General features: G+C 71.8%; 24 protein-coding genes. 16 read left to right on the top strand and 8 right to left on the bottom strand.

What is annotated here, in order from left to right; all coding sequences use genetic code 11:
• Positions 1–197: 197 nt before the first annotated feature.
• The 9 genes from AB0I73_RS09295 (at position 198) to AB0I73_RS09255 (ending at position 8,569) form a co-directional block, all read left to right on the top strand.
• On the top strand, positions 198–1,163 hold the full coding sequence (locus AB0I73_RS09295; protein ID WP_363035383.1) for an ABC transporter substrate-binding protein: 966 nt from the start codon (positions 198–200) through the stop codon (positions 1,161–1,163).
• A 74-nt stretch (positions 1,164–1,237) separates the two neighbouring features.
• A complete protein-coding gene (locus AB0I73_RS09290; protein WP_363035552.1) occupies positions 1,238–1,993 on the top strand; it encodes an ABC transporter permease in 756 nt (251 codons plus the stop codon).
• Positions 1,990–2,781 carry an ABC transporter permease subunit gene (locus tag AB0I73_RS09285; RefSeq protein ID WP_363035381.1) on the top strand — a complete coding sequence of 264 codons (792 nt, stop codon included), beginning with the start codon at positions 1,990–1,992 and terminating at the stop codon, positions 2,779–2,781. The genes AB0I73_RS09290 and AB0I73_RS09285 overlap by 4 nt, the downstream gene beginning before the upstream one ends.
• A gap of 38 nt (positions 2,782–2,819) precedes the next feature.
• Positions 2,820–3,668, top strand: coding sequence for an ABC transporter ATP-binding protein (locus tag AB0I73_RS09280; protein ID WP_363035550.1), 849 nt, complete (start codon positions 2,820–2,822; stop codon positions 3,666–3,668).
• Positions 3,669–3,984: 316 nt separating this feature from the next.
• Positions 3,985–4,431, top strand: coding sequence for a lipoprotein (locus AB0I73_RS09275; RefSeq protein WP_363035379.1), 447 nt, complete (start codon positions 3,985–3,987; stop codon positions 4,429–4,431).
• A gap of 170 nt (positions 4,432–4,601) precedes the next feature.
• Positions 4,602–4,997, top strand: a complete 396-nt coding sequence (locus AB0I73_RS09270; protein ID WP_363035377.1) for a hypothetical protein — start codon at positions 4,602–4,604, stop codon at positions 4,995–4,997.
• A 78-nt stretch (positions 4,998–5,075) separates the two neighbouring features.
• Positions 5,076–5,453 (top strand): VOC family protein, encoded by a 378-nt coding sequence (locus AB0I73_RS09265; RefSeq protein ID WP_363035375.1) that lies wholly within the window; start codon positions 5,076–5,078, stop codon positions 5,451–5,453.
• Between the two features lie 658 nt (positions 5,454–6,111).
• Positions 6,112–6,747, top strand: coding sequence for a lasso peptide biosynthesis B2 protein (locus AB0I73_RS09260; RefSeq protein ID WP_363035373.1), 636 nt, complete (start codon positions 6,112–6,114; stop codon positions 6,745–6,747).
• Position 6,748: 1 nt separating this feature from the next.
• Positions 6,749–8,569: an asparagine synthase-related protein gene (locus AB0I73_RS09255; RefSeq protein ID WP_363035371.1), complete on the top strand. Its 1,821-nt coding sequence runs from the start codon at positions 6,749–6,751 to the stop codon at positions 8,567–8,569.
• Here AB0I73_RS09255 and AB0I73_RS09250 read toward each other — a convergent pair.
• From AB0I73_RS09250 to AB0I73_RS09230, 5 genes are all read right to left on the bottom strand, one after another.
• Positions 8,553–9,854, bottom strand: a complete 1,302-nt coding sequence (locus tag AB0I73_RS09250) for a hypothetical protein (RefSeq protein WP_363035369.1) — start codon at positions 9,852–9,854, stop codon at positions 8,553–8,555. The two genes, AB0I73_RS09255 and AB0I73_RS09250, sit on opposite strands and share 17 nt — an antisense overlap.
• 314 nt (positions 9,855–10,168) lie before the next feature.
• Positions 10,169–10,402 carry a hypothetical protein gene (locus AB0I73_RS09245; protein ID WP_363035367.1) on the bottom strand — a complete coding sequence of 78 codons (234 nt, stop codon included), beginning with the start codon at positions 10,400–10,402 and terminating at the stop codon, positions 10,169–10,171.
• A 409-nt stretch (positions 10,403–10,811) separates the two neighbouring features.
• A complete protein-coding gene (locus tag AB0I73_RS09240) occupies positions 10,812–11,195 on the bottom strand; it encodes a MazG-like family protein (protein WP_363035365.1) in 384 nt (127 codons plus the stop codon).
• Between the two features lie 75 nt (positions 11,196–11,270).
• Positions 11,271–12,437, bottom strand: coding sequence for a PP2C family protein-serine/threonine phosphatase (locus AB0I73_RS09235; RefSeq protein WP_363035363.1), 1,167 nt, complete (start codon positions 12,435–12,437; stop codon positions 11,271–11,273).
• Between the two features lie 122 nt (positions 12,438–12,559).
• Complete coding sequence (locus AB0I73_RS09230; protein ID WP_363035361.1) at positions 12,560–13,102, bottom strand: DoxX family protein; 543 nt, start codon at positions 13,100–13,102, stop codon at positions 12,560–12,562.
• A gap of 128 nt (positions 13,103–13,230) precedes the next feature.
• On the opposite strand from AB0I73_RS09230, the gene AB0I73_RS09225 reads away from it, so the two are divergent.
• Positions 13,231–13,554, top strand: coding sequence for a nuclear transport factor 2 family protein (locus AB0I73_RS09225; protein WP_363035359.1), 324 nt, complete (start codon positions 13,231–13,233; stop codon positions 13,552–13,554).
• A gap of 253 nt (positions 13,555–13,807) precedes the next feature.
• On the opposite strand, the gene AB0I73_RS09220 is transcribed toward AB0I73_RS09225, so the two are convergent.
• On the bottom strand, positions 13,808–14,809 hold the full coding sequence (locus tag AB0I73_RS09220; RefSeq protein ID WP_363035357.1) for a Gfo/Idh/MocA family oxidoreductase: 1,002 nt from the start codon (positions 14,807–14,809) through the stop codon (positions 13,808–13,810).
• 140 nt (positions 14,810–14,949) lie between these two features.
• On the opposite strand from AB0I73_RS09220, the gene AB0I73_RS09215 reads away from it, so the two are divergent.
• The 3 genes from AB0I73_RS09215 to AB0I73_RS09205 are packed head-to-tail and all read left to right on the top strand — an operon-like array spanning position 14,950 to position 18,528.
• Positions 14,950–16,326 carry a multidrug effflux MFS transporter gene (locus AB0I73_RS09215; protein ID WP_363035355.1) on the top strand — a complete coding sequence of 459 codons (1,377 nt, stop codon included), beginning with the start codon at positions 14,950–14,952 and terminating at the stop codon, positions 16,324–16,326.
• Positions 16,323–17,456: a serine hydrolase domain-containing protein gene (locus AB0I73_RS09210; RefSeq protein ID WP_363035548.1), complete on the top strand. Its 1,134-nt coding sequence runs from the start codon at positions 16,323–16,325 to the stop codon at positions 17,454–17,456. The genes AB0I73_RS09215 and AB0I73_RS09210 overlap by 4 nt, the downstream gene beginning before the upstream one ends.
• Before the next feature lie 34 nt (positions 17,457–17,490).
• Positions 17,491–18,528 (top strand): small ribosomal subunit Rsm22 family protein, encoded by a 1,038-nt coding sequence (locus tag AB0I73_RS09205; RefSeq protein ID WP_363035353.1) that lies wholly within the window; start codon positions 17,491–17,493, stop codon positions 18,526–18,528.
• Here AB0I73_RS09205 and AB0I73_RS09200 read toward each other — a convergent pair.
• On the bottom strand, positions 18,525–18,770 hold the full coding sequence (locus AB0I73_RS09200) for a DUF6243 family protein (RefSeq protein WP_363035351.1): 246 nt from the start codon (positions 18,768–18,770) through the stop codon (positions 18,525–18,527). The genes AB0I73_RS09205 and AB0I73_RS09200 overlap by 4 nt on opposite strands.
• A gap of 120 nt (positions 18,771–18,890) precedes the next feature.
• Between AB0I73_RS09200 and AB0I73_RS09195 the strand changes: the two genes are divergently transcribed.
• Together AB0I73_RS09195 and AB0I73_RS09190 are read left to right on the top strand one after the other, a co-directional pair.
• Positions 18,891–19,526, top strand: coding sequence for a TetR/AcrR family transcriptional regulator (locus AB0I73_RS09195; RefSeq protein WP_363035349.1), 636 nt, complete (start codon positions 18,891–18,893; stop codon positions 19,524–19,526).
• 196 nt (positions 19,527–19,722) lie between these two features.
• On the top strand, positions 19,723–20,460 hold the full coding sequence (locus AB0I73_RS09190; protein WP_363035347.1) for a bifunctional DNA primase/polymerase: 738 nt from the start codon (positions 19,723–19,725) through the stop codon (positions 20,458–20,460).
• Between the two features lie 60 nt (positions 20,461–20,520).
• On the opposite strand, the gene AB0I73_RS09185 is transcribed toward AB0I73_RS09190, so the two are convergent.
• Positions 20,521–21,519 carry a hypothetical protein gene (locus AB0I73_RS09185; protein WP_363035345.1) on the bottom strand — a complete coding sequence of 333 codons (999 nt, stop codon included), beginning with the start codon at positions 21,517–21,519 and terminating at the stop codon, positions 20,521–20,523.
• Between the two features lie 193 nt (positions 21,520–21,712).
• Here AB0I73_RS09185 and AB0I73_RS09180 point away from each other — a divergent pair, with 193 nt between their 5' ends.
• A complete protein-coding gene (locus AB0I73_RS09180) occupies positions 21,713–22,357 on the top strand; it encodes a PhzF family phenazine biosynthesis protein (RefSeq protein ID WP_363035343.1) in 645 nt (214 codons plus the stop codon).
• The last annotated feature ends 1 nt before the right edge of the window (position 22,358 follow it).

The following is a 22,358-nucleotide window of genomic DNA, read 5'->3' as shown; positions in this document are numbered from 1 at the left end:
TCCGGACGGCGTTTCCAGCAGATTGTGCCGGTCGAAGATCGCCCATTTCAGGGGTGGTTCAAGGTTGTTGAAAGTTGACCTTGTCAGGGGGTTGACCCGTCATGGGACGAACCATAGGTTCCCCGCAAGAACTTTCGTTCGGTCCGCGCACACACGTCTGCGCACACATCGAGAAGTGCATCTTTTGGGGAGGCCTTGTGCGTCGTCTGTCAGCCGGAGTCGCTGCCGTCGCGCTGCTCACGCTCACCGCGACCGCTTGTGGTTCGTCCGAATCCGGGTCCTCCGGCAAGTCGTCCGACGGCACCACCGCCGTGAAGGTCGGCGTGATCCCCATCGTCGACGTGGCCCCGATCTACCTCGGTGAGAAGCAGGGCTTCTACAAGAAGCGCGGTCTCGACCTCACGCTGGAGTCCGGCCAGGGCGGCGCCGCGATCGTGCCGGGCGTGGCCAGCGGCCAGTTCCAGTTCGGGTTCAGCAACACCACCTCGCTCCTGATCGCCCAGAGCCAGAACGTGCCGGTGCGGGCGGTCGCCAACGGCGTCGCCTCGACCGGGAAGGAGAACGCCGACGTCGGCGGCGTCGTCGTCAAGGGCGACAGCCCGATCAAGTCGGCGAAGGACCTGGCCGGCAAGAAGGTCGCGGTCAACACGCTGAAGAACATCGGCGACACCTCCGTACGGGAATCCGTGCGCAAGGCCGGCGGCGACCCCGAGAAGGTCCAGTTCGTGGAGCTCGCCTTCGACCAGATGCCCGCCGCGCTGCAGGCCGGACAGATCGACGCCGCCTGGGTCGTCGAGCCCTCCCTCGCCGTCGTCAAGGGCCAGGGCGGCCGGGTCGTCGCCTCCAACTTCGTCGACGTCTCGCCCGACCTCACCATCGCCCTCTACTTCACCTCCGACAAGCTGGCCCAGCAGGACCCGGAACTGGTGAAGAAGTTCGCCGAGGCGACCCGCGAATCCCTCACCTACGCCAACAACCACCCCGACGAGGTCCGCGAGATCCTCTCCACCTACACCAAGATCCCCGAGAAGACGCTGAAGGAGATGACGCTCCCCAGCTGGCCCGAGGAGCCGAACCGCGCCTCCATTGAGCGGCTGGGCGAACTCGGCCAGAAGGACGGCCTGTTCGAGAAGGCCCCCGACCTGGACAAGCTGCTGCCGTGACACAGGAAACCGTGACACGGACAGCCGTGAAGACCGACGCCCCGGGCGCCCGCCGCCCGGGGCCGGGCAACGCCCTGCTGGGCCTCGCCGGCCTCGGCGGCTTCCTCGGGCTGGTCGAGGCGGTGCCCCGGCTCGGTCTGGTGTCCCCCGACTACCTGCCGCCCACCAGCACGATCGCCGCCGCCCTCGCGGAGGAGGTCTCCGACACCGCCTTCTGGGTGGCGCTCGGCGACACCCTCACCGGCTGGGCGCTCGGACTGCTCATCGCCACCGTCGCGGGCATCGCCGCCGGCGTGCTGATCACCGTGGTCCCGTACCTGCGCGAGGCGACGGCCAGCACCGTCGAATTCCTGCGGCCGATCCCCTCGGTGGCGCTGATCCCCCTCGCCGTCCTGCTCTTCGGCACCGATCTGCGCTCCACGCTGCTGCTGGTCGTCTACGCCGCCTTCTGGCAGGTCCTCGTCCAGGTCCTCTACGGGGTCCAGGACCTGGACCCCGTCGCGGAGGAGACCGCCCGCTCCTACGGCCTGGGGACCTGGGCCCGGATCCGCCACGTGCTGTGGCCGACCGCCCTGCCGTACGTCATGACCGGCGTCCGGCTCGCCGCGGCCGTCGCCCTCGTGCTCGCGATCACCGCCGAACTCATCATCGGCACGCCCGGACTGGGCTCCCGCATCGCCGTCGCGCAGACCTCCCACGCCGTCCCCGACATGTACGCGCTGGTCGCCGTCACCGGACTGGTCGGCGTCCTGATCAACCTGGGCGCACGTGCCGTCGAGCGCCGCTCGCTGGCCTGGCACCAGTCCGTCCGGGGCGAGGTGACCCCATGAAACGCCTGAGCCTGCGCACCGCGGCCCTGCGGCTGCTGCTCGCCGTCGGCCTGCCCGTCCTCCTCGCGACCGCCTGGTGGTTCGCCTCCGCCGGCAGCACCGACGTCTACTGGCCGCCGCTGAGCACCATCCTGGAGACCGGGCGCGAGGTGTGGACCGCCGAGCGCATCGCCGCGGACGTGGTGCCCAGCGTCACCCGGCTGCTCCTCGGCTACGCCGGCGCGGCCGTCCTCGGCGTGGCACTCGGCATCGTCATCGGCTCCTTCCCGCGCGTACGGGCCACCACCGAACCGGTGCTGGAGTTCCTGCGCGCCGTGCCGCCGCCCGTCCTGGTGCCCGTCATCATGCTCTTCGCCGGGATCGGCGACACCATGAAGATCGTCGTCATCGTCTCCGGATGCGTCTGGCCGGTGCTGCTCAACACCGTCGAGGGCGTACGGGCCATCGACAGCGTGCTGGCCGACACGGCCCGGTCCTACGGCATCGAGGGCCGTGCGCGCCTCGGCCACCTGGTCCTGCGCTCCGCCAGTCCGCAGATCTTCGCGGGCCTGCGGCAGGCGCTGTCGATCGGCGTCATCCTGATGGTCATCAGCGAGATGTTCGCGGCCAGCAACGGACTCGGCTTCGCCGTCGTCCAGTTCCAGCGCAGCTTCGCCATCCCGGGCATGTGGAGCGGCATCCTGCTGCTCGGACTGCTCGGCGTGCTGCTCGCCCTGGTGTTCCAGGTGGTCGAACGCCGGGCCCTGGCCTGGTACCACGGTCTGCGCCGGTCCCGGAGGGCGTCATGAGCAAGGAAAGCGGCGTGAACGCCGGAAAGGGACAGCACATGCTCGACGTAAGAGGCCTGCGGAAGGTCTACGAGGGACACGGCCGGCACGTCGAAGCGGTGCGCGACCTCACCTTCTCCCTCGACGCCGGCGAACTGGTCTGCCTCGTCGGCCCGTCCGGCTGCGGCAAGACGACGCTCCTGAAGTGCATCGCCGGCCTGCTCGAACCCACCTCCGGGGAAGTCCTGCTCCAGGGCAGCCGGATCACCGGCCCACCGCCCGGCATGGCCGTCGTGTTCCAGGAGTACGGCCGCAGCCTCTTCCCGTGGCTGCGGGTGCGCGACAACGTCGAGCTGCCGCTGCGCCAGAAGAAGCACCTGACGAAGGCCCGCCGCCGTGAGCTGGTCGAGCACGCCCTGCACGCCGTCGGTCTCGGCGACGCCGCGGGCGCGTACCCCTGGCAGCTCTCCGGCGGCATGCAGCAGCGCGTCGCCATCGCGCGGGCCGTCGCCTACGAGCCCGAAGTGCTGCTGATGGACGAACCGTTCGCGGCCGTCGACGCCCAGACCCGCGCCGACCTCGAGGACCTGATCCGGCGGCTGTGGCAGGAGCTCGGGGTGACCGTCCTCTTCGTCACCCACGACATCGACGAAGCCGTCTACCTGGGCGAGCGGGTCGTCGTCCTGTCGTCGTCCCCGACGGTGGTCCAGGAACAGCTGACGATCGACCTCCCGGCCGAACGCGACCAGCTGCACACCCGGGCGGACCCGCGCTTCACGGAACTCCGGACGCGGGTGTACGAGCAGATCCAGGCGGCGAAACGGGCGACGGGCGCCGTACCGCCCCAGAAGACGGACGAGGCCGTGGCCCCCGCGCCGCCCACCCCCACACTGGACAAGAAGCCCTGACCACCCCCGCCCCCGACGGCCGGTCCCCGGGCTCCGGCAACACCCCGGAGCCCGGCCCGACGCCACCTCGTCCAACGGCTCGCCGGAACCGCCCGCGCCCCGAAGGACTCGGGCGTCTGCACCACGTCGGGCGACTCCGGAGGGCCGACGTGCACCGTCGACAGCGATGGACGCGCCGTCGCCAAGGGGGATCATCTCCGGTGGCGAGGAGGCGGAAGTGACAACAGCGGTGGGTTCTTCGACCCGTGCCGCCTCATGTTCACCGACGTCGGGTCGGTCGACAGCGCCCTCCCCGGCACCGTGGCGAGGTCCTGACATGCGACGCATCCTGCTCACCCTCGGCGCGGCGGCGGCTCTGACCGGCTGCTCGGTCTTCGGCCAGGAACCCCTGTGCACCCAGGCGGACATGGACTCGGAGGTCTCCGTGGTGTGGCGGCCCGCCGACTTCGGCGGCACGGACGCGGCGGTGATCCGCGTGTGCGTGGAGGACAGGTGCAAGGAGCGGAAGTCCGGCGACGCGGACAGCCCGATCGCGGGGGTGTCGGTCCGTCTTCCGGACGACATCGGCGCCGTCACCGTCCCGGTGCGGCTGAAGGTGACGGCGGCGCGGGACGACCGGGTCGTCGTGGACGACAGCCGCCGCGCACGGTTGACGGAGCAGCACCCCAACGGCGCTTCGTGTTCGCCCGTGGCATGGACGGCGACCTTCCGCGCCGACCCCGCCAAGGGGCTCACCTCACCCGAGGGCCTGTCCCTGCGCTGAGGTGACCAAGCCCTGATCCGGGCGAGCAGGGTCGGGCCCTCGTCCCTTCCTCCGGGTGTGAGGGCCCGACCGGCGTGTCGGAGACTGTGCCGACCCCGGGAGAAAGAAACTCCGATGCCCGCCCGCCCCGTGATCACCCGCGTCGGCCTCGCCGTCGGAACGACCGGCTCGTGAGCACCCGTCGGCGGATCGCCGTGGGACGGGCCGTGCTGTGCCTGGCCAGTCTCGCCGCCACTTCCGCACTCAGCGCCGAGCCGTCCACAAGCGCAACGGAGTTCGCCGCAGGGGAGGCGATGCCGACCGACATGTACGTTGTCGACTGTCAGGAGGTCGCCGACGAGATCGAGCAGGCCCGCGCCGAGGCCGAGCGCGAGCAGCGGGAGGCGCTCGATTCGTCCGCGGCCCCTGCGAACCCGAGGCTGGTCGTCACGTACCGGGCGGTTCCGATTGGTCTGACCGTAGCCGTAAGTGTTGGAGTCGGCGGCAATCTTGCAGCCATTGGCCGGGCTGCCCCGCCGGGCCGAGAGGCCGCTGTTCGGCCGTGCAAACACGCCCTGTTGGCCTGACCGAGGGGGCCGGCCAAGTCCTGGGGTGCGCCGACTAATGCGTCGCGGGCGTCCGGCGCCGCGATTTATGGTGATCGGATGCTGAAGTTCACCGATGTCATCCTCGACTGCCCGGACCCCTGGAAGCTGGCCGAGTTCTACGCCGAGCTGCTGAGCTGGGAGATCAACACCGACATCAGCACCAAGGACTGGGTCAACCTGCGCAACGACGGCGTCGAGCTGTCGTTCCAGCGGGTGGAGAACTACCAGCGGCCCGACTGGCCGGGCCAGGAACATCCGCAGCAGTTCCACCTCGACTTCGAAGTGGACGAGTTCGAGCCCGAGCACCGCCGGGTGATCAAACTGGGCGCCACCTTCCAGAAGAGCTTCGTCGGCGAGTCCGGCTACGGCTGGCAGGTCTACACCGACCCAGCCGGGCACCCGTTCTGCCTCTGTCGCAACCGTCCCCAGTCCTGACCTCACCCGACGAGAAACCGCCCCGGCTCCGAACGAAGCCAGGGCGGTCGGGCGGTTGGAGACGTCAACCGTTGTGATCCTGCTGCTCATCCTCGGGCGTCCGCCCGTGAGGGTCCGGCGCGACAAGGCCAGCGACCCCGACGCGATGCCGTCCGCTTCAAAGCACCGAGGTCAGAGCACCGGCCGCACTCTCCGCAAGGCGGAGACGCCCCTCCTCACGTGTCGTCACCACCGCATGGGGGACAGGCCCGAACGAGGGCCGGCACGCCGCGTGACCAGGGCCGGATGATTCATCGGCACCCGCAGGGCCCCACGACGTCCGTGGCGGAGGGAGACGGTTCCAGAACGACGGACGAGGCGGTCCGGCGCATCACTCGTGCTTCGCGGCGGGGGAGCCGGCGATCCGGTTGCGGGGCATCCAGGGCGGAGTAGCCTGAAATTTAACGACACTACCTGATTCTGGAGGTAGGCGATGTTTCTCCGACTGCTGCGGCGCCGTATGCCGTACGGGCTCGTCCTTCTCGGCAACGGCCGTCTGATCCGGGGCTTCAGCGGAGCCTTCTACGACGGTCACGGATACCACTCCTGACACCACCGTGCCCACGTCGGGCCGGGTCCGTCGCGGGGGCGGTGTCAGGCCGACCTTGGAGGATGTGCGGTGGCAGAGGACGTGGCAGAGGACACCGATGCCCTGGCGGCCATGGTGCGGATCCTGTCACCGCATTGCCGTGTCACCAGAATGTCCGACGGGGCGCTGATCGCGGACTGGCGGCGGACGCGCTTTCTCGGAGTGGCGACGGCGGACATCCGGAAGTTCGCTGATGAAGTCTCCGAGGAACGCGCCGAAATCGTCACCGGTCTCATCCGCGCCGGATGCGCGACGGCCCGGCGGAGGCAGCAGTCGGACGTCGCGATCGGGCTCTGGCTGCGCGGAGTGCACCTGCTGATCCGAACCGTGGGATTCGGACGCGCCCTTCGGCTCCTGTCCTTGGCAGCCCCGGATTACGCCCGCGCGGACCCCGCTGCCACGGAGGACGTCGAACGGCTGAAACGGGCGGTGCAATCACACGGTCGCAGAAGCTGGTTCGTCAACGGCGACTGCAAGGCCGAGGCCGTGACGGCTTTCGTCCTGCTGCGGCGGCGCGGCTTGAAGGCCGTACTTCACGTCGGTGTGCGCGAGCACCCGTTCGCCCTGCACGCCTGGACGTCTTCGGCCGGCCTGTGCGTCCCCGACGCCGATCCGCGCGGGCACGCGTTCGCGCCGGTCCTCTCGGTCGGCGGCGGAGGGCAGTGACGTGGAAGCACTCCGCCTCGAGTGGGACGGAGGCGTCCCGAAGCTCTGGGCAGACGGAACCATGGCGCGGCAGGGGCTCGTGACGGCGATTTCCTCACGGGCCGGGACCGCGGTGGTCGCCGGCTGGGTCGGCTCCGTCCGTGGGCGCGTGGCGGGAGTGCGCGGCCTCCTCGACGACTGGGGCCGGCCGCAAGCGGCTCCGCCTCTGCCGACCGGTGACTACGCGGCCGTCCTGGTGTGCCGCGACCGCATCCTGCTGATGCGGGACGAGCAGGCACGCATCCCGCTGTTCTTCGGGGAGTCCGGTGGTCGTGTCACCGCGGTGAGCACCTCGGCACGCCACCTGGGCGGCGGAGCGGAGCCGGAACGGCGCTACTTCTGCCGGTACCTGACCGGGAACATGGCGCAACCCCACTCGGAACTCACCCCCTTCGCCGGGGTGCACCGCGTACTCGGCGGCGAGGTGGTGGAACTCTCGATCACGGGGCAGACGCGCGGTCGGGTGCTGCGCCACGTCCGTCAGGCCCACGATCCGCCGGTACGGGCAGCGGACGGACCCGGCCTCGGCGGAGCCGCGAAGGACCTGCGCCTCGCACTGGAGAACGCCGTCGGGCGCCGTGTGGGCAGGAGGACGGCATGCCATGTTTCCGGCGGCACCGACTCCACCAGCATCGCGCTGCTCGCGGCACGTCTGCCGGCCGCGGGACAAGGCGACCCCGGGGACCTCGTCCTGCTCGCCGGGCGCTTCGGAAGGGGAGAGCTCGCTGCCGAACAGCCTTACGTGGACGAGGCGATGGCGGAGATCCGCCGGCACGCGCCCGCGGCCCGCCCGGTGATCCTCGATGTCGACGACGTGGCCGACTTCGACGACTTCCAGCACCACGCGGGAGACCCGGACGAGCCTCATGCGCACGCCTTCCGCGCCCCGTTCTGGAGCAGGCTCCATGCCGCCGCGGCGGATCTGGGCTGCGACACCCTCCTGACCGGCTGCGGGGCCGACCCGATCGTGGACGCCAACCCGTTCCACCTGCACAGGCTGGCCCGCACGGGACGGTTCCGGCAGATGACGAGGCAGGCACGTGACTGGGCCGCGGGCAGCGAGCGGGGAGTGTGGGACATCGTCTCCGCCCACGTGGTGCAGCCGGCTCTTCCACTGGCCGCCGAACGGATCACAGCGCTCGCCCGCCGCCGCGGAACGGTGCTCGGCGGCCTCGGTGACTTCGCCCGCCCCCGATGGCTGCGTTCCGGATTCGCGCGGGCTCACGGCTACCGTGCGGCCAGTACCGCGGAGAGCCGCTTCGTGTTCGGGCGCAAGCCCGAGCAGTCCCTCTACGAGGCCGCCAACTACATCGCCGCTCCCGACCCGCTGTCCTGGCGCCGTGCACGGCAGGACGGATTCTTCCTCTCGCACCCCTTCCTCGACCCGGAGGTCATCGCCACGATGCGCCGCCTCCCCGCCGAGGCCGCGTTCCGACCGGGCCGTCCGAAGGCGGTACTGCGCGAGGCGATGGCGGATCTGCTGCCGCCCCGGATCGACGGCCGGGTCGTCAATGTCCCCTTCAACCAGCTCTACGCCCGCGGCCTGCGGACACACGGCGACGAACTCATCGACCTCTGCCGTTCCGCGAGGCATCCGCTGATCGCGGAGATGTTCGACGTCGAGATCCTGTGCCGGGCAGTGAGGGAGGCGCAGTTCGGCATGGGGGACTCCCATTCCTGGGACCGCGTGAACAGTTCCCTCGCCCTCGTGGCGTGGCTGGAGCGAGGGGACCGGCGTTCCCGCGCGCGCCGTGCGGCCATGCCGGTCATCCCTGGTTCTTGATGTCCCAGAGAGTCCGTTTGATCGGACCCGTTTCGGCGGTGACCAAGCCGTACCGGGTCGTCGTCTCGAGATTTTCCGCTATGGATGCTTGGCGGTTTTCTTCGCCGTTTCGCGTGATGGATGCCAACAGGAATGCGCCATGCGCGCCGAACTGCCAGTAGACAGAGGCGTAGCGGGGGTCCATCGTGTGCCGGTCGATCGCATTGTTTTCGTACACCCGGCCGCGGTAGGCGACGGAGTCGAGGTTCTTGTCCTTCTTGATCCACTGGGGAACCTTGCCCCCACCCCAGGAATACCCCTCCAGACTGACCTGCTCCAGGCTGAGCCGGTCCTTGCGCGCCAATTGCGCGGAGGCGTAGAGCGCCAACTGGTCATACGGCGTGTCGATGGGAAGTTGCACAACGGTTTGGGTGACGAACTCGTCGTTTGCCTCGACCCAGTTCCCGAAAGGCATCCATGGCTGCGCCGACACCAACTGGCCGGGCTGGTAGACCTCCTTTCGGGAGAGCGGGTGTTGCACCTGGAAGTCACGGAACGTCTTGGCGTCCGCACGCCACTGCTCGCGAGGCCGGTCCGTCCGGCTGAGCGACACCTGTTCGCCCATGGCGTGGAATTCGGTACCGAGCACGTAAAAGCCCATATCGCTGTGGTTCTCGATCCTGATGTCGACCGGTATGACGAATTTCTTACGGTCCTTGCTCAGTACAGGATCTCCCACGGCGATATTGACGAGGGGTCTGGCGCCGTGCTGGGACGGCTGGTAGAGGTGCTGGTAGCCGAAATTGGCCATCGCGAGAGCCGCGGAGACGATCACTGCCGCGGCCACCCGCTTCGGAGAGGGGATCACGACCGATGTCCGCCACACCGTGAAGACGGCCCCTGCGGAACCCGCCGTGAGCAGGCTGAACAGCACCCGGTAAAGCGTGGAATCGCCGTCTCTGAAGGTCTCGAGCAGCAGCATGGTGTTGGTCAGCAATGCCGCGACCGCGCCGATCAGCGCGACTATCCCGGAATAGGGGAAGATGTTCCGGCCCCAGTGGTCCACGACCGCGGCAGCGCCCAACAACGAGAGGGCCGAGACCACGATGAGGAGGGCACCGGTGATGCGCCCCGTGTAGGTCAGGGCCTGGCTGAGGTCTTCGAGGCCCCACCAACCCAGCAGCAGCGCCGTCGGGAGGAGGACCAGCAGGATCAACGCCATGGCAGCCGGTGACTTGCTGGTGCTCGTCGTGATCAGCAGCGCCCGCAGGCGCGAGCCGACGCCGGCCCCGGGGGGAGCCCTCACGTGATCACCTCCTGACGCCGCAGGCCGTCCACCAGGCGCTGACGGTGACCGCGACCGGAACACACCCTCGAGCCGACCGCGAAGAATCCCGCCGGTAGGCACCGGCCCACACCAACTGGACCCACGGGGTTCTCCTTCGACTTCGACCGTCACTGCGGCACCGCACGGGTGAAGCGCCGTCCGGCGAGCCCCTGCCGGCTTCCCGCGGCACGCACCTCGCGGTGGCGCCGCGGAGCATCCGCTCCGCGCAGCGGACCAGGAGACCTGGTGCTGAGTCGGGACTCGAGCACCATCGTCCGTGTCGATCATTCGGATCACCATCCGGACACCTCCGGACGGCCTACACGGATGAGCCCCTTCGGGCTTCGGACAGGAGGTTCGCCCTCGTCGACGCTGCGGCGCACGAGGAACTCGTGCCGGTCCTCGTCGACGGGGGTGAGCGTCCGCTCGATCGTGATCTTGTTGCTGCTCAGCTCCTTGCGCCGACGCATGACGCGCAGGTGGCCGGGGACCGCTCCGGCGTGGTCCCTCGCGGTCGGCAGCCACACCGCCCTCCCGCCGGCCAGTGGCTGCGCTCGTCCCGGCACCGGCCCCCAGGGCCTTCGGCACTCGTTCTGGTGAACCGTGATCGTTCACCGGTTCCCTCACGTTCCGCGTCCTACGTCGGCGCTGGGTGAGGCCGACCCCCGGGCCGACCCGGCGGTCAGGCGTCCACCCGGTCCGCCTTGTAGAAGGGGGCCCGACAGCCGACCGGGGGCGGGGCGCGCTCCGGGTCCTCCAGGTGGGCGAGGAGGTCGAGGGAGCCCTGTTCGGTCTGACCGTCCCGTACGTGTTGAAGTCGCCCGCGATCCTACGGTCGTTGGCGTCGAAGGGTGAAGCGACCTCTCAGGTCCCGACCGGCCCCCGGCCCGGGTGGTGCCTGTGTTGCCCCGGGTGAGGGGCCGGCCGCCCGCCGGCTCAGTGCCGGGCACCCCCGTCGGCGCCCAGCGAGCGTTCGGCGACTCCCGCCAGATGCCGGGCGAAGACCTCACGGGCGTCGGGCGTGAGACCGCGCAGCGCCACCAGGGCGGTGAGCGCGACATCGCACAACTCCGCCTGAACGTCGTCCCATCCGTGGGTGGTGCCCTTGCGCGGGTTCTGGCCGGTCGCGCCGATCACCGCCTGGGCGACCTCGCCGACCTCCTCGGACAGCTTCAGGACGCGCAGCAGCAGACCCTCCCGGCCGTCGACCGCGCGGTTGGCGTCCAGCCAGGCGTGCAAGGCGTCCACGGAGTCCCAGAGACCTGCGGGGGAGAGGGCGGGGTCGGGGGACACGGAGAGGTTCGTGCTCGGATCGCTCATGCGCAGACCCTGGCACAGACCACGGACAGTGCCCGGCGGTCCTCCGCACGGGCCCGGCGGAGTCGTGGGTCTCCTTCAGCCGCGCCGGCCGTCGTCCGCTTCCCTCCGGGGGACGGCCGGGGCCCCGCCGGGGCCGTCGGCCGCGTCGCGGGGCAGGCCGATGGCGAGGAGCGCGACGTCGTCGTCGAGGTGCTCCGCGGTGTACCGGTACAGGTCGGCGAGCAGGGCGTCCAGCACGCGGTCCGGGTCCGGCGGGAGGGGGCGGGACAGCCGCGGGACGGGGTCGTAGAAGACCCCGCGGTGGTCGCGGGCCTCGACGACACCGTCGGTGAACAGCACCAGGACCGCCCCCTCGGGCAGGGCGTACTGGTCGACGGGGACGTCCGGGAGGACGTCCGGGGTGCCGAGGCCGGCCAGTCCCAGCGGCAGTGAAGGCGTGCCCGGCTCCAGCGGGCGGGCCCGGCCGCGGTGGACCAGCAACGGCGCCGGGTGCCCCCGGTTGGCCATGCGCAGGGTGGAACCGTCGGCGGACAACTCGGCGATGACGGCGGTGACGAACGTCTCGAGTCCTGCCCCGCCCTCGGCGACGTGGGCCTCCTGCACCCGCTCCTCCAGCCAGCGGACCACACCGGACAGGTCCGGAGCGCGAAGGGTGGCCTCGTGGAAGGTGCCCAGCAGCGCGTTGACGGTTCGGACCGCGCCCAGGCCCTTGCCCCGGACGTCGGCGATCATCAGCCGGATGCCATGGGGTGTGGAGTGGATCGCGTACAGGTCGCCCCCGATGGCGGCTTCCCGCGCGGCGGCCTCGTACCGGACGGCCACGGCCAGCGGCCCGATCCGTCCGGGCGGGGAGGGGAGCACCGCGCGCTGGACGGCCTCGGCGACCTCGCGGGCGTTCTTCAACTGCCGCCGCTCACGGGCCAGCAGCCGGTTGACGACCACGGCCAGGAAGGTCAGGGTGACGAAGGTGGAGAACGGGACGATGTCGTCGACGCCGAACGGCAGCCTGCCTCTCACCAGCGGCAGGAGTACCGCGGCGAGGAGCGCCGCCCCGCCGGTGGCGATCGTCCCGGCCAGGGAGAGCCAGGGCGCGACCAGCACGGGGGCGGCCGCCAGCAGGGGGAACACCCTCATGCCCCGCGGGGTGAGGAGGTCGAGGACGAACACGCCGAGGATCAGCGCGGCGGGCAGCCATCGGAACCACCGCCTTTCGCGGGGCGGTAACGCGCGGGTGGGGCCCATTCTCCTGCGCTCCGGGGTTTCCTGGACAGAAGCCGGGTTCCAGTCTCCGCCGCGTCCCCGACCCCGGCGACCGGAGCACCACGACGGCGGTACCGGGCAGCACTGGGCGGTAGTGGGCGGTACTACTCGAACAGAGCCTCCTGCTCGCCCTCCTTCGCCCTGCGCAGGCGTCTGGACCGTGCGCCCACGACCACCGCGGTGGCCGCCGCGGTCGCGGCGAAGGCCGTGAAGACCATCCAGCTCCGGTCGGCCGTGTGGCCGAGGGCGTGGTCCACCGAGAGGCGGCCGGGCCCCGCGACGGCGAGGCCGGCCGCCGTCAGGCCCAGGAGGGCGGCATGCTCGTAGCCGCCCTCCTGGTTGAAGAAGCCGTTGGGCGCGTGCACGGCGGCCGCGCCCGCCATCGCACCGGCCGCCGCCGCGCCCGCCGCCGGAGTGGCCAGGCCGAGCGCGAGCAGCGCGCCACCGCCCGTCTCCGCGAGGCCCGCCGCCGTCGCGCTGGCCTTGCCGGGCGCATAGCCGACGGCCTCCATGAACTGGCCGGTGCCCTCGATCCCGCCACCGCCGAACCAGCCGAACAGCTTCTGCGCGCCGTGCGCCGCCAGCGCCCCGCCCGTCCCCAGCCGGAGCAGCAGCAGGCCCAGATCGCGTCGGTCGTAACAGGTCACGTCGTCTCCCGGGGCAGTCGCTTCGCGTGACCACCGTCGCACCCCGGCGTCCCGCCCGGCCCGCCGCCGCCCGCCGTTCGGGTGGCGGCGGGGGGCGGTGGCCGCCGGCCGGCAGGACGCCGACAGGCGTGACGATCCGGACCTCCCGTCTCGGCGACCCCGCCGTACGCGCCTTCGTCACCCCGGTCGACGACCATGACCAGGAGGGCTCCACGGCCCTGCTCGCGCCCGGGGCGACCATGGCGGACGACGGCAGCGACCGCGATCCCGCCGACTGGGTCGACCGGGAGGTCTTCTCCTCCCACGGCCCCATGGACGTCGACGACGGGTCCGACGGCGGACGCAGCCTCCTGGTCCGCTACCGGAACGACACCCGGGGCGAGACGCGCACCCGCTGGAGCCTCACCGCCGACGACGACGGGATCAGCCGCTCCGCGACCGGCCGAGCCTGATCACGGCAGCCGTTCCACCCACCGGCGCGTGCCCCGCGGCCCCACGCGGGGCCGCCCCCTGCCGGTGCGGTGGAACGGCTGCCCTCCCCCTGAAAGTGGCCTGCGGAAGCCTGCTGCTTCACGTGTGAAGCTTTGGTGCAGGAGAGTTGAGCATATGTCCGCCACCGGCCTCAATGCCGCGGATGTTCGTATTCCGCTTGTGTGGATCAAGGAGAGCGGGGTTCCGCCCGACGGGCCGTCGGCGAGGCGGGGTTCACGCGGCGTCCCCCGGGTAGCGGACGCCGATACGGTCGCGGATCGCGTCGAGCGTCCGCATCACGGCGAGCGTGCCGTCCAGCGGGACGAGCGGGGACTCCGTCTCACCGGCCCGCAGGGCCCGCATCACCTCGGCGGCCTCGTGGCCGAGCGTGTCGCGGCGCCCGTCCGCCGGGTCGGCCGTGAACTTCTCGGCCTCCCGGCCCTCCCGGTGCAGCACGAACCCGTCCGGGAAGAAGAAGCCGTACGGGATGTCGATCCGGCCCTCGGAACCGGTGATCGACGCCGAGGTCTCCGTGCCGCCGACGAGGGAGCAGTGCACCGACGCGAGGGCGCCGTCGTCCCAGGAGAGCAGCGCGCCCGTCTGGAGGTCGACCTTCTCCTCGGAGAGCGTCGCCCTCGCCACGACGTCCGACGGCTCCCCGAGCAGCAGTTGCGCGAACGACACCGGATACACGCCGAGGTCCAGCAGCGCGCCCCCGCCCAGTGCGGGGTCCCGCAGCCGGTGCGAGGCCGGGAAGTTCCCCGCCAGCCCGAAGTCGGCCCGCACGGTGCGGACTTCGCCGATCGCGCCGTCGTCGACCAGTGACTTCAGCCGCCGCACCATGGGATGGCAGTACATCCACATGGCCTCCATCAGGAAAAGCCCCCGGTCGCGCGCCATGGTGACCAGTTCCCCGGCCTCGCGCGCGTTGAGCGTGAACGGCTTCTCGCACAGCACGTTCCGCCCGGCCTCCAGGCACAGTCCGGCCGCCGCCCGGTGCGCCGAGTGCGGAGTGGCGACGTAGACGACGTCGACCTCCTCGTCCCGAGCGAGCGACTCCCAGTCGCCGTACGCCCGCCCGATCCCGAACCGGTCGGCGAACGCCCGCGCCGACTCCGCCGACCGGGAGGCGACCGCCAGGATCTCCGCGTCCGGCAGATCGGCCAGATCCGCCGCGAACCTCGCGGCGATCCCGCCGGTCGCCAGGATTCCCCAGCGCACGTTCCGCCCCGTCATCCGCCCCACCCCTGCTCGTGTCGTCGGCACATCGGCCGCGGAAATCCGTGGAAGCGCTCCCATGGCATCGTCGTCGACGCCGAGCACTCCGTACGAGCTGAGAGCATAGGGAGCCGATTGCGCGGAAAGGGAGGGGCCACATGCCCGAGGGCGGGGCGTCCATATCGAATCCGACGGCGAACTCGACGGCGAAAACGGACTCAACGGAAGAATCGGCGACAAACTCGGTGGCGAACCTGGCGACGAAGCAGGCGGCGCGTCCGACTGCGAGCGCGGCGACGCCGCTCCGCGCGACCGCCGGCCGCACCGGCCTGCTGGTGACCTTCCTCCTGGGCGGTCTGACCGCCACACCCCCGCTGGCGACGGACATGTACCTCCCCGCTCTTCCGGAGGTCACCCGGTCCCTGCAGGCGTCCGCCGCCACCGTCCAGCTCACGCTCACCACCTGTCTGGCCGGCATGGCGCTCGGGCAGCTGGTGGTCGGCCCGATGAGCGACCGGTGGGGACGCCGCCGTCCACTGCTCATCGGCCTCGCGGTCTACGTCGTCGCCACCGTGCTGTGCGCGTTGGCGCCGACCGTCGGACTCCTCGTCGTCTTCCGGCTGTTGCAGGGCCTCGCGGGCGCGGCCGCCATCGTCATCGCGCGGGCGGTGGTCCGCGACCTGTACGACGGCGTGGCCATGGCCCGCTTCTTCTCGAACCTCATGCTGATCTCCGGCCTGGCGCCGATCGTGGCACCGCTCATCGGAGGGCAGGTCCTGCGGGTGACGGACTGGCGGGGCGTGTTCGTCGTCCTCGCCGTCCTCGGGGTGCTGCTGGCGGCCCTGGTCTGGGTGAAGCTGCCGGAGACGCTGGCCCCCGCCGACCGCCACGGCGGCGGCTTCGGCGCGGCCCTCGGCTCGATGCGCCGGCTGCTCGCCGACCGGGTCTTCACCGGCTACATGCTCACCGGAGGATTCGCCTTCGCCTCCCTCTTCGCCTACATCGCGGCCTCCCCGTTCGTCGTCCAGGAGATCTACGGGGCCTCCCCGCAGACGTTCAGCCTGCTGTTCGGGCTCAACTCGATCGGTCTGATGATCATGGGGCAGATCAACGGCAAGGTGCTGGTCGGCCGGGTCCGGCTGGACCGGGTGCTCGGTTTCGGGCTCTGCGTCGTGGTCGTCGCCGCGGTCGCGCTGCTGCTGATGTCGCTGGGTGTGTTCGGCGAGGTCGGGCTGGTGCCCGTGGCCGCCGCGCTGTTCGTGCTGATGTCCGCGATGGGCATCACCATGCCCAACACCCAGACCCTCGCCCTGATGCGTATCCGGCAGGCCGCAGGTGCCGCCTCGGCCCTGCTCGGCACGACGTCCTTCCTCGTCGGCGCGATCGCCTCCCCGCTGGTCGGGATCGCCGGGGAGGACACCGCCGTCCCGATGGCCGTCGTCCAGTTGGTCGCCGCCCTGGCGGCGCTGGCCTGCTTCACGGGCCTGTGCCGCCCCTGGCAGGGGCGGGCGAGTGCGGAGGGTGAGGGCTTCTGAGCGCCCCGAGACTGCGCCACGGCACCCCCGAACGGGCCGGGCTCGACCCCCGCGAACTCCGCGCCCTCGTCCGCGAGGTGCACGACGGCACCACCGGGGAACGCCCCTGGGCGGCGGGCGCCGTCGTGGCCGTCGGCCGCGGCCCGGTGCTCGCCGTGCAGGAGGCGGCGGGCTGGGCCGTGCGCTACGCGGCGTACGACGAACACACGGGCACCGCGGTGGAACTGCCGCCGGACGACCGGGTGCCGATGACCGTGGACACCCCCTTCGACCTGGCGTCCCTGACCAAACTGTTCACCTCGGTGGCCGCCGTGCAGCAGATCGAGCGGAGCACCCTGGGCATCGACGCCCGCGTGGGCGCGTACCTGCCGGACTTCCCCGCGGCCGTCCGGCACGGCATCACCGTCCGGCACCTGCTCACCCACACTTCCGGGCTGCGCCCCGAACTCCCCCTGTACGACTGCGCCGACGACGCGGAACGGCTCGCCCTGCTGCGCGCCGAGCGGCCGGTCGCGGCGCCCGGCGCGTACCGCTACTCCGACCTGAACATGCTGCTGCTCCAGCACGTCCTGGAACGCCTCACCGGCCGTACGCTCGACACGCTCGTCCACGACGGCATCACCCGGCCGCTCGGCATGACCGCCACGGACTTCGGCCCGTGTCCGGGCGCGGCGGCCACCGAGGACCAGCGGCGGCCGTGGGCCAAGGCGGACCGGGGGATGCTGCGCGGCGAGGTGCACGACGAGAACGCCTGGGCGCTCGGCGGGGTCGCGGGCCACGCCGGCCTCTTCTCCACCGGCCGCGACCTGGCGGTCTTCTGCCGTGCCCTGCTGGCGGGCGGCGCCCACGGCCCCGCCCGCATCCTCGGCCCCGACTTCGTGGACCTGCTCCTCGCCCCGCCGGGCCTGGGCTTCGCCGTGGACCAGCCGTGGTTCATGGGGGAGCTCGCGGGCCGCGGAGCAGCGGGTCACACCGGCTTCACGGGCACGTCCCTGGTCCTCGACCGCGCCACGGGCACCTACCTCGTCCTGCTCGCCAACACGGTCCACCCCCGCCGCCCCACGGCTCCGGCCAACGGCCCCCGCGCGCGTGCGGCCACGCGGGTGGCCCGCGCGGTCCGGGGGAGGTGAATCCGGCGGCCGGTCCGCGCCATAGAATTTCCAGGTGAACGACCCCGCTGCCGCCTCTCCGGTCTCTCCCGCTTCTCCCGCCGACGTCCTGCGCGGCGCGCTCGCCGGACTGCTCGACGGGCTCCCGCCGCGGCGGGCCGCGCAGGCCGTCGAGCGGCTGATCGCCGCCTACCGGGGCGCCACCCCGACCGGGGCGCCCATCCTGCGGGACCGCGCGGACGTCGCCGCCTACGCCGCGTACCGCATGCCGGCCACGTTCGAGGCCGTGCGGTCGGCGCTGGCGGCGTTCGCGGACGCCGTACCCGGGTGGACGCCCGGCGACCACGTCGACATCGGCGGCGGCACCGGCGCCGCCGCCTGGGCGGTGAGCGCCACCTGGGACGGGGAGCGGCCGGTGACCGTCCTCGACTGGGCCGAACCCGCACTAGCACTCGGCCGGGAACTCGCCGTCGCGAACCCCGCCCTCGAGGACGCCCGCTGGCACCGCTCCCGGATCGGCACGGAGCTCACCCTCGAGCGCACCGACCTCGTCACCGTCTCCTACGTCCTCAACGAACTGACCGCCGCCGACCGCGCCGCCCTCGTCGACGCCGCAGCCGGCGCCGCGCAGGCCGTCGTGATCGTCGAACCCGGCACCCCCGACGGCTACACCCGGGTCATCGAGGCCCGCGACCGGCTGGTGTCGGCCGGCTTCCGGGTCGCCGCCCCCTGCCCGCACAGCCTCGCCTGCCCCATCGTCCCCGGCACGGACTGGTGCCACTTCGCGGCCCGGGTCAGCCGTTCCTCACTGCACCGCCAGGTCAAGGGCGGCTCCCTGCCCTACGAGGACGAGAAGTTCAGCTACGTCGCCGCCACCCGCCTGCCCGCCGCCCCGGCCGCCGCCCGTGTCGTCCGCAAGCCGCAGATCCGCAAGGGCCAGGTCCTCCTCGACCTCTGCGAGAGGGACCCGGCCCTGAGCCGCACCACCGTGACCAAGCGCCACGGCGACCTGTACCGGGCGGCGAGGGACACGTCCTGGGGCGACCCCTGGCCGCCGGCGGCCGGCGACGACGGGACTGACGGCGGGAGCTAGGGCCGGCCTTCCTGCCCGGCGTCCCCTTCGTCCTGGCCCTCCTGGTCCTCCCGGTCCTCCCGCTGCTTCTGCTGCTCCTCCCGTTGCTCCTGGAGCTTGCGCAGCAGCTCGCGTTTCTGGGCCCGGGGGTCGAGGCGGCCCCCGACGCGTCCGTCGCGCCCCCCGCCGCGCAGGGCCGCGCGGCCGAGGTGCTTCCGGGTACCGCCGACGCCCAGCATGTTTCCGGATCCGCCTCGGGACATGGTGGTCTCCTTCCGGTGAGCGCCCTCTGCGGACGCAGGTGACGAGACGTATCGTCTCGGTCCGGTCTCCCTCACTGTCAGGCGAGACGCGGCGTCTTGTCAACCTGATAAATTCGACCCATGGCCACGAACAACCCCGCACCCCCCGACTCCACCCGCCGCAGTGAGCGCTCCCGCCGCGCCATCTACGACGCGGCCATCGCCCTGGTCGTGGAGGTCGGCTACCCGAAGACCACCATCGAGGGCATCGCCGCCCGCGCCGGCGTCGGCAAGCAGACGATCTACCGGTGGTGGCCGTCGAAGGCGGACGTCCTGCTGGAGGCGTTCCTCGACCTGAGCGAGCAGGCCGCCCGCACCGCCGGACAGGAGTCGGAGGGTGGCGAGAGGTACGTGATCCCGGACACCGGGGACCTCGCCGCCGACCTCAAACTCGTCCTGCGGGCCACGGTCGACGAGCTGCGCGACCCGGCGTTCGAGGCGCCGTCCCGCGCGCTGGCCGCCGAGGGCGTCGTCAACGAGGAGCTCGGCCGGAGGTTCGTCGCCCAGCTGCTGGAGCCGTCGCTCCAGCTGTACGTCGACCGACTGCGCTCCGCGCAGGAGGCCGGAGAGGTCCGCGCCGGCATCGACCCGCGCATCGCCCTGGAACTCTTCGTCTCCCCGCTCGCCCAGCGCTGGCTGCAGTACACGGGGCCGATCACCCACGAGTACACCGACACCCTCGTCGACTACGCCCTGTACGGCCTCGCCCCCCGCTGACCGGGGTCGCCCGCGGTGTCTCCCCGGTCGCACCGGCGTGCCCCCGGGGTGTACCTTTCGCCCCCCGGGGCGCCCCTCGTCCGGTCCGCGCACCGCTTGTCCCAGGTGCGCCTATTGTGGGCTCCGGCCCCCCGATGCGCACGATGGTGGGACCATAGGGCATGCTGAGGGGCACGACGGCGAGGCGAGGAGTTAGATGAGCGCGGAGTTCGGCGGCAGGACCGGCAGGCAGGGCAAACTCTCCCGGTGGCTGCGCGGCCGCCGCCCGGAACCGGCCGCCGACGAAGGCGGCCGTGAGGAACTGCTGCTCGCCGCCGCCGAGGCGGGACTGCCGCTCGCGCCCGCCGCCCACCCCGCCGCCGGATACCGATGTTCGTGCGACCGCGTCGGCTGTCCCACCCCCGCCCGGCACCCGGTGTCGTTCGCCTGGCAGACGCAGTCCACCACCGACCGCGCCCAGATCGAGCGCTGGGCCCGCCACCAGCCGCAGGCCAACTTCATCACCGCGACCGGCATGGTGCACGACGTACTCGACGTGCCCCTGAACGCCGGTCGCGAGGCGTTGGAGCGCCTGCTGGCGGCAGGGGTCGAGGTCGGGCCCGTCGCGGAGAGCGACGACGGCCGCACACTGTTCTTCACCCTCACCCGGGGCACCCCCGAGGATGAGGACGAGTGGTGGCCGTGCGAGCTAGACTGCCACCCCGAGACCATGGACGAGCACCCCGGCCTGCGCTGGCACTGCCGCGGCTCCTACGTCCTGGTACCGCCCGCGCGGCTGCCCGGTGACGACAACCGGTCGGTGCACTGGGTACGCGGTCCGGAGCATCCGCTGCCCGACCCGCTGAGCCTGCTGGAGTACCTCACCGACGCCTGCGCCCGCCACGCGGTCGAGCACCCCGACCAGGCGGCCACGACCTGGCCCCTGCGTCGATAAGGCCCTGTTGTTCGGGGTTGTTCGGGTTGTTCGGGGTGTTCGGACCGTGCGGCCCCGGCCCTACTCGCCCTTCGCCGACGTCAGCCCCTGGATCCGCCCCAGGATCTCCACCGGGCCGTCGCCCGGGGCCAGGGCCACCTCGTTGGAGACGAACTCCATCGTCAGGGTCTGCCGGATCTCACCCGTGGTCAGCGCCAGCACGTCCTTGTTCGGGGTCGGCACGGACGCCCCGTCCGCGGCGGTCTGCTTCTCGTAGTGGCGCGTGGTGAAGAACACCAGCGCCCCGCCGTCCTCGGTGCGCAGCGCCAGGGGCGCGTAGTCGCCGTTCGTCAGCGGCTCGTCGATGTACTGCGTGGCCAGTCCCGGCCGCGCCGACTGCTTGGTGCGCAGCGCCCGCCACGCGCTGGTGTGCGGGCCCTCGGCGAAGGCGGCACCGCCGCCCTTCCCGTCCTTCAGGTACGTCGCGTAGGTCGCGCTCAACTCGCCGGGCGGTACGGCGAGATCGGTGGCGTTCGCGGGGACGGCCTCGGCCCAGCCGTCCTTGTCCAGCGGGAACTCGGGTATGTCGTCCGGGGCCACCAGCGTCAGATACGCCGCCTCCCAGGTCTCCTCGAGACCGCTGCGGGTGAACACCAGCAGCCAGCGCACGTCGCCGCCCTTGTTGGCCGCCGCGTCCGCGAGGAACCAGCGGGGCCAGCCGGCCTTCTTGGGGATGGTGAACTTCGCGTCCGTCAGCTTCAGCGGCGAGTGCCCGGGGTTGCCGTCCGGGTTGTTGGCCTTCCCGGCCGTCAGCCGCGCCTTGTCGATGTCGCCGAGCGCGCCGGTGGTGTACTCGGCGTCCAGGGAACTGTCGTACGCCTCATCGGCCTTGTTGTAAGCGACCGTGAACTCCTGGAGCGCCTGCGCGGCTTCGGCGCGGGTGGTGGCCGGAAGCACCTCGCGCTCGCCGTGCACCACCACGCAGCCGCTCGCCGTCAACGACAGAGCGGTCACCGATGCCGCGAGCAGCGCGCTCCGGTCGAACCCGCGGAGCCTTCGAAGGCCGAGATCCCTGCACATCCGGTTCCTTCACCTTCCCCTTCCCGGAGGCGAACCCTACCGGGACGAGGGACGGCGCGAACATGCGGACGGTATACAGCGGCCACACCGTGACCGAGCCGGAGCGGGAAGCAGTCGGGCCGGGGCCCGCCGACGTCAGCCGTCCCTGGTGGGGAGGACCGGTACCGCGCCTCCGCGATGCTTGAATGCCCCGGTGACTGATTACGACGTGGTGCGCGTCTTCTGCGGCCCCCGGGGCGGGTACGGCAATGAACTCGGTGTCGTCCGCGACGGGTCCGTGATGCCCGAGCGGAGCGACCGGCAGGAGTTCGCCGCGAAACTCGGCTTCAGCGAGACCGTGTTCGTCGACGACCCCGAGCGCGGGGTGATCGACATCTACACCCCGACCCTGCGCCTGCCCTTCGCCGGCCACCCGTGCGTCGGCGCGGCCTGGCTGCTCGACGTACCCGAACTCGTCACCCCGGCAGGGGTGGTGGGCGCCCGGCAGGACGGGGAGTTCTGCTGGATCGAGGCGCGCGCGGAGTGGGCGCCGCCGCGCACCCTGCGCCAGTACGCCACCGCCGCCGAGGTCGACGACCTGGCGGTACCCCCGAAGGGGGAGTGGCTCTACGCCTGGGCCTGGGAGGACGAGGCGGCGGGCCGCATCCGCGCCCGCGCTTTCCCCGGCCGGGACGACTTCATCGACGAGGACGAGGCGACCGGCGCCGCCGCCCTCCTGCTCACCGACCGGCTGGGCCGCGCCCTGAACATCACTCAGGGCGCGGGCTCCCAGATCCTGACCGCGCCGCAGCCGCACGGCTGGACCGAGATCGGCGGCCGGGTGCTCCTGGAGCACTGAG

Origin of the sequence: Streptomyces sp. NPDC050388 (assembly GCF_040655635.1) — a bacterium.
GTDB lineage: Bacteria > Actinomycetota > Actinomycetes > Streptomycetales > Streptomycetaceae > Streptomyces.
The sequence above is the reverse complement of the archived record's forward strand: the minus strand, read 5'-3'. Positions and strand labels throughout refer to the sequence as shown.

Excerpts from the sequence above, each read along its gene's own strand:
- AB0I73_RS09285 (WP_363035381.1), top strand. The coding sequence starts at position 1,990 with ATGAAACGCCTGAGCCTGCGCACCGCGGCCCTGCGGCTGCTGCTCGCC.
- AB0I73_RS09280 (WP_363035550.1), top strand. The coding sequence starts at position 2,820 with ATGCTCGACGTAAGAGGCCTGCGGAAGGTCTACGAGGGACACGGCCGG.
- AB0I73_RS09275 (WP_363035379.1), top strand. The coding sequence starts at position 3,985 with ATGCGACGCATCCTGCTCACCCTCGGCGCGGCGGCGGCTCTGACCGGC.
- AB0I73_RS09265 (WP_363035375.1), top strand. The coding sequence starts at position 5,076 with ATGCTGAAGTTCACCGATGTCATCCTCGACTGCCCGGACCCCTGGAAG.
- AB0I73_RS09240 (WP_363035365.1), bottom strand. The coding sequence starts at position 11,195 with ATGAGCGATCCGAGCACGAACCTCTCCGTGTCCCCCGACCCCGCCCTC.
- AB0I73_RS09235 (WP_363035363.1), bottom strand. The coding sequence starts at position 12,437 with ATGGGCCCCACCCGCGCGTTACCGCCCCGCGAAAGGCGGTGGTTCCGA.
- AB0I73_RS09220 (WP_363035357.1), bottom strand. The coding sequence starts at position 14,809 with ATGACGGGGCGGAACGTGCGCTGGGGAATCCTGGCGACCGGCGGGATC.
- AB0I73_RS09215 (WP_363035355.1), top strand. The coding sequence starts at position 14,950 with ATGCCCGAGGGCGGGGCGTCCATATCGAATCCGACGGCGAACTCGACG.
- AB0I73_RS09200 (WP_363035351.1), bottom strand. The coding sequence starts at position 18,770 with ATGTCCCGAGGCGGATCCGGAAACATGCTGGGCGTCGGCGGTACCCGG.
- AB0I73_RS09195 (WP_363035349.1), top strand. The coding sequence starts at position 18,891 with ATGGCCACGAACAACCCCGCACCCCCCGACTCCACCCGCCGCAGTGAG.
- AB0I73_RS09190 (WP_363035347.1), top strand. The coding sequence starts at position 19,723 with ATGAGCGCGGAGTTCGGCGGCAGGACCGGCAGGCAGGGCAAACTCTCC.
- AB0I73_RS09185 (WP_363035345.1), bottom strand. The coding sequence starts at position 21,519 with ATGTGCAGGGATCTCGGCCTTCGAAGGCTCCGCGGGTTCGACCGGAGC.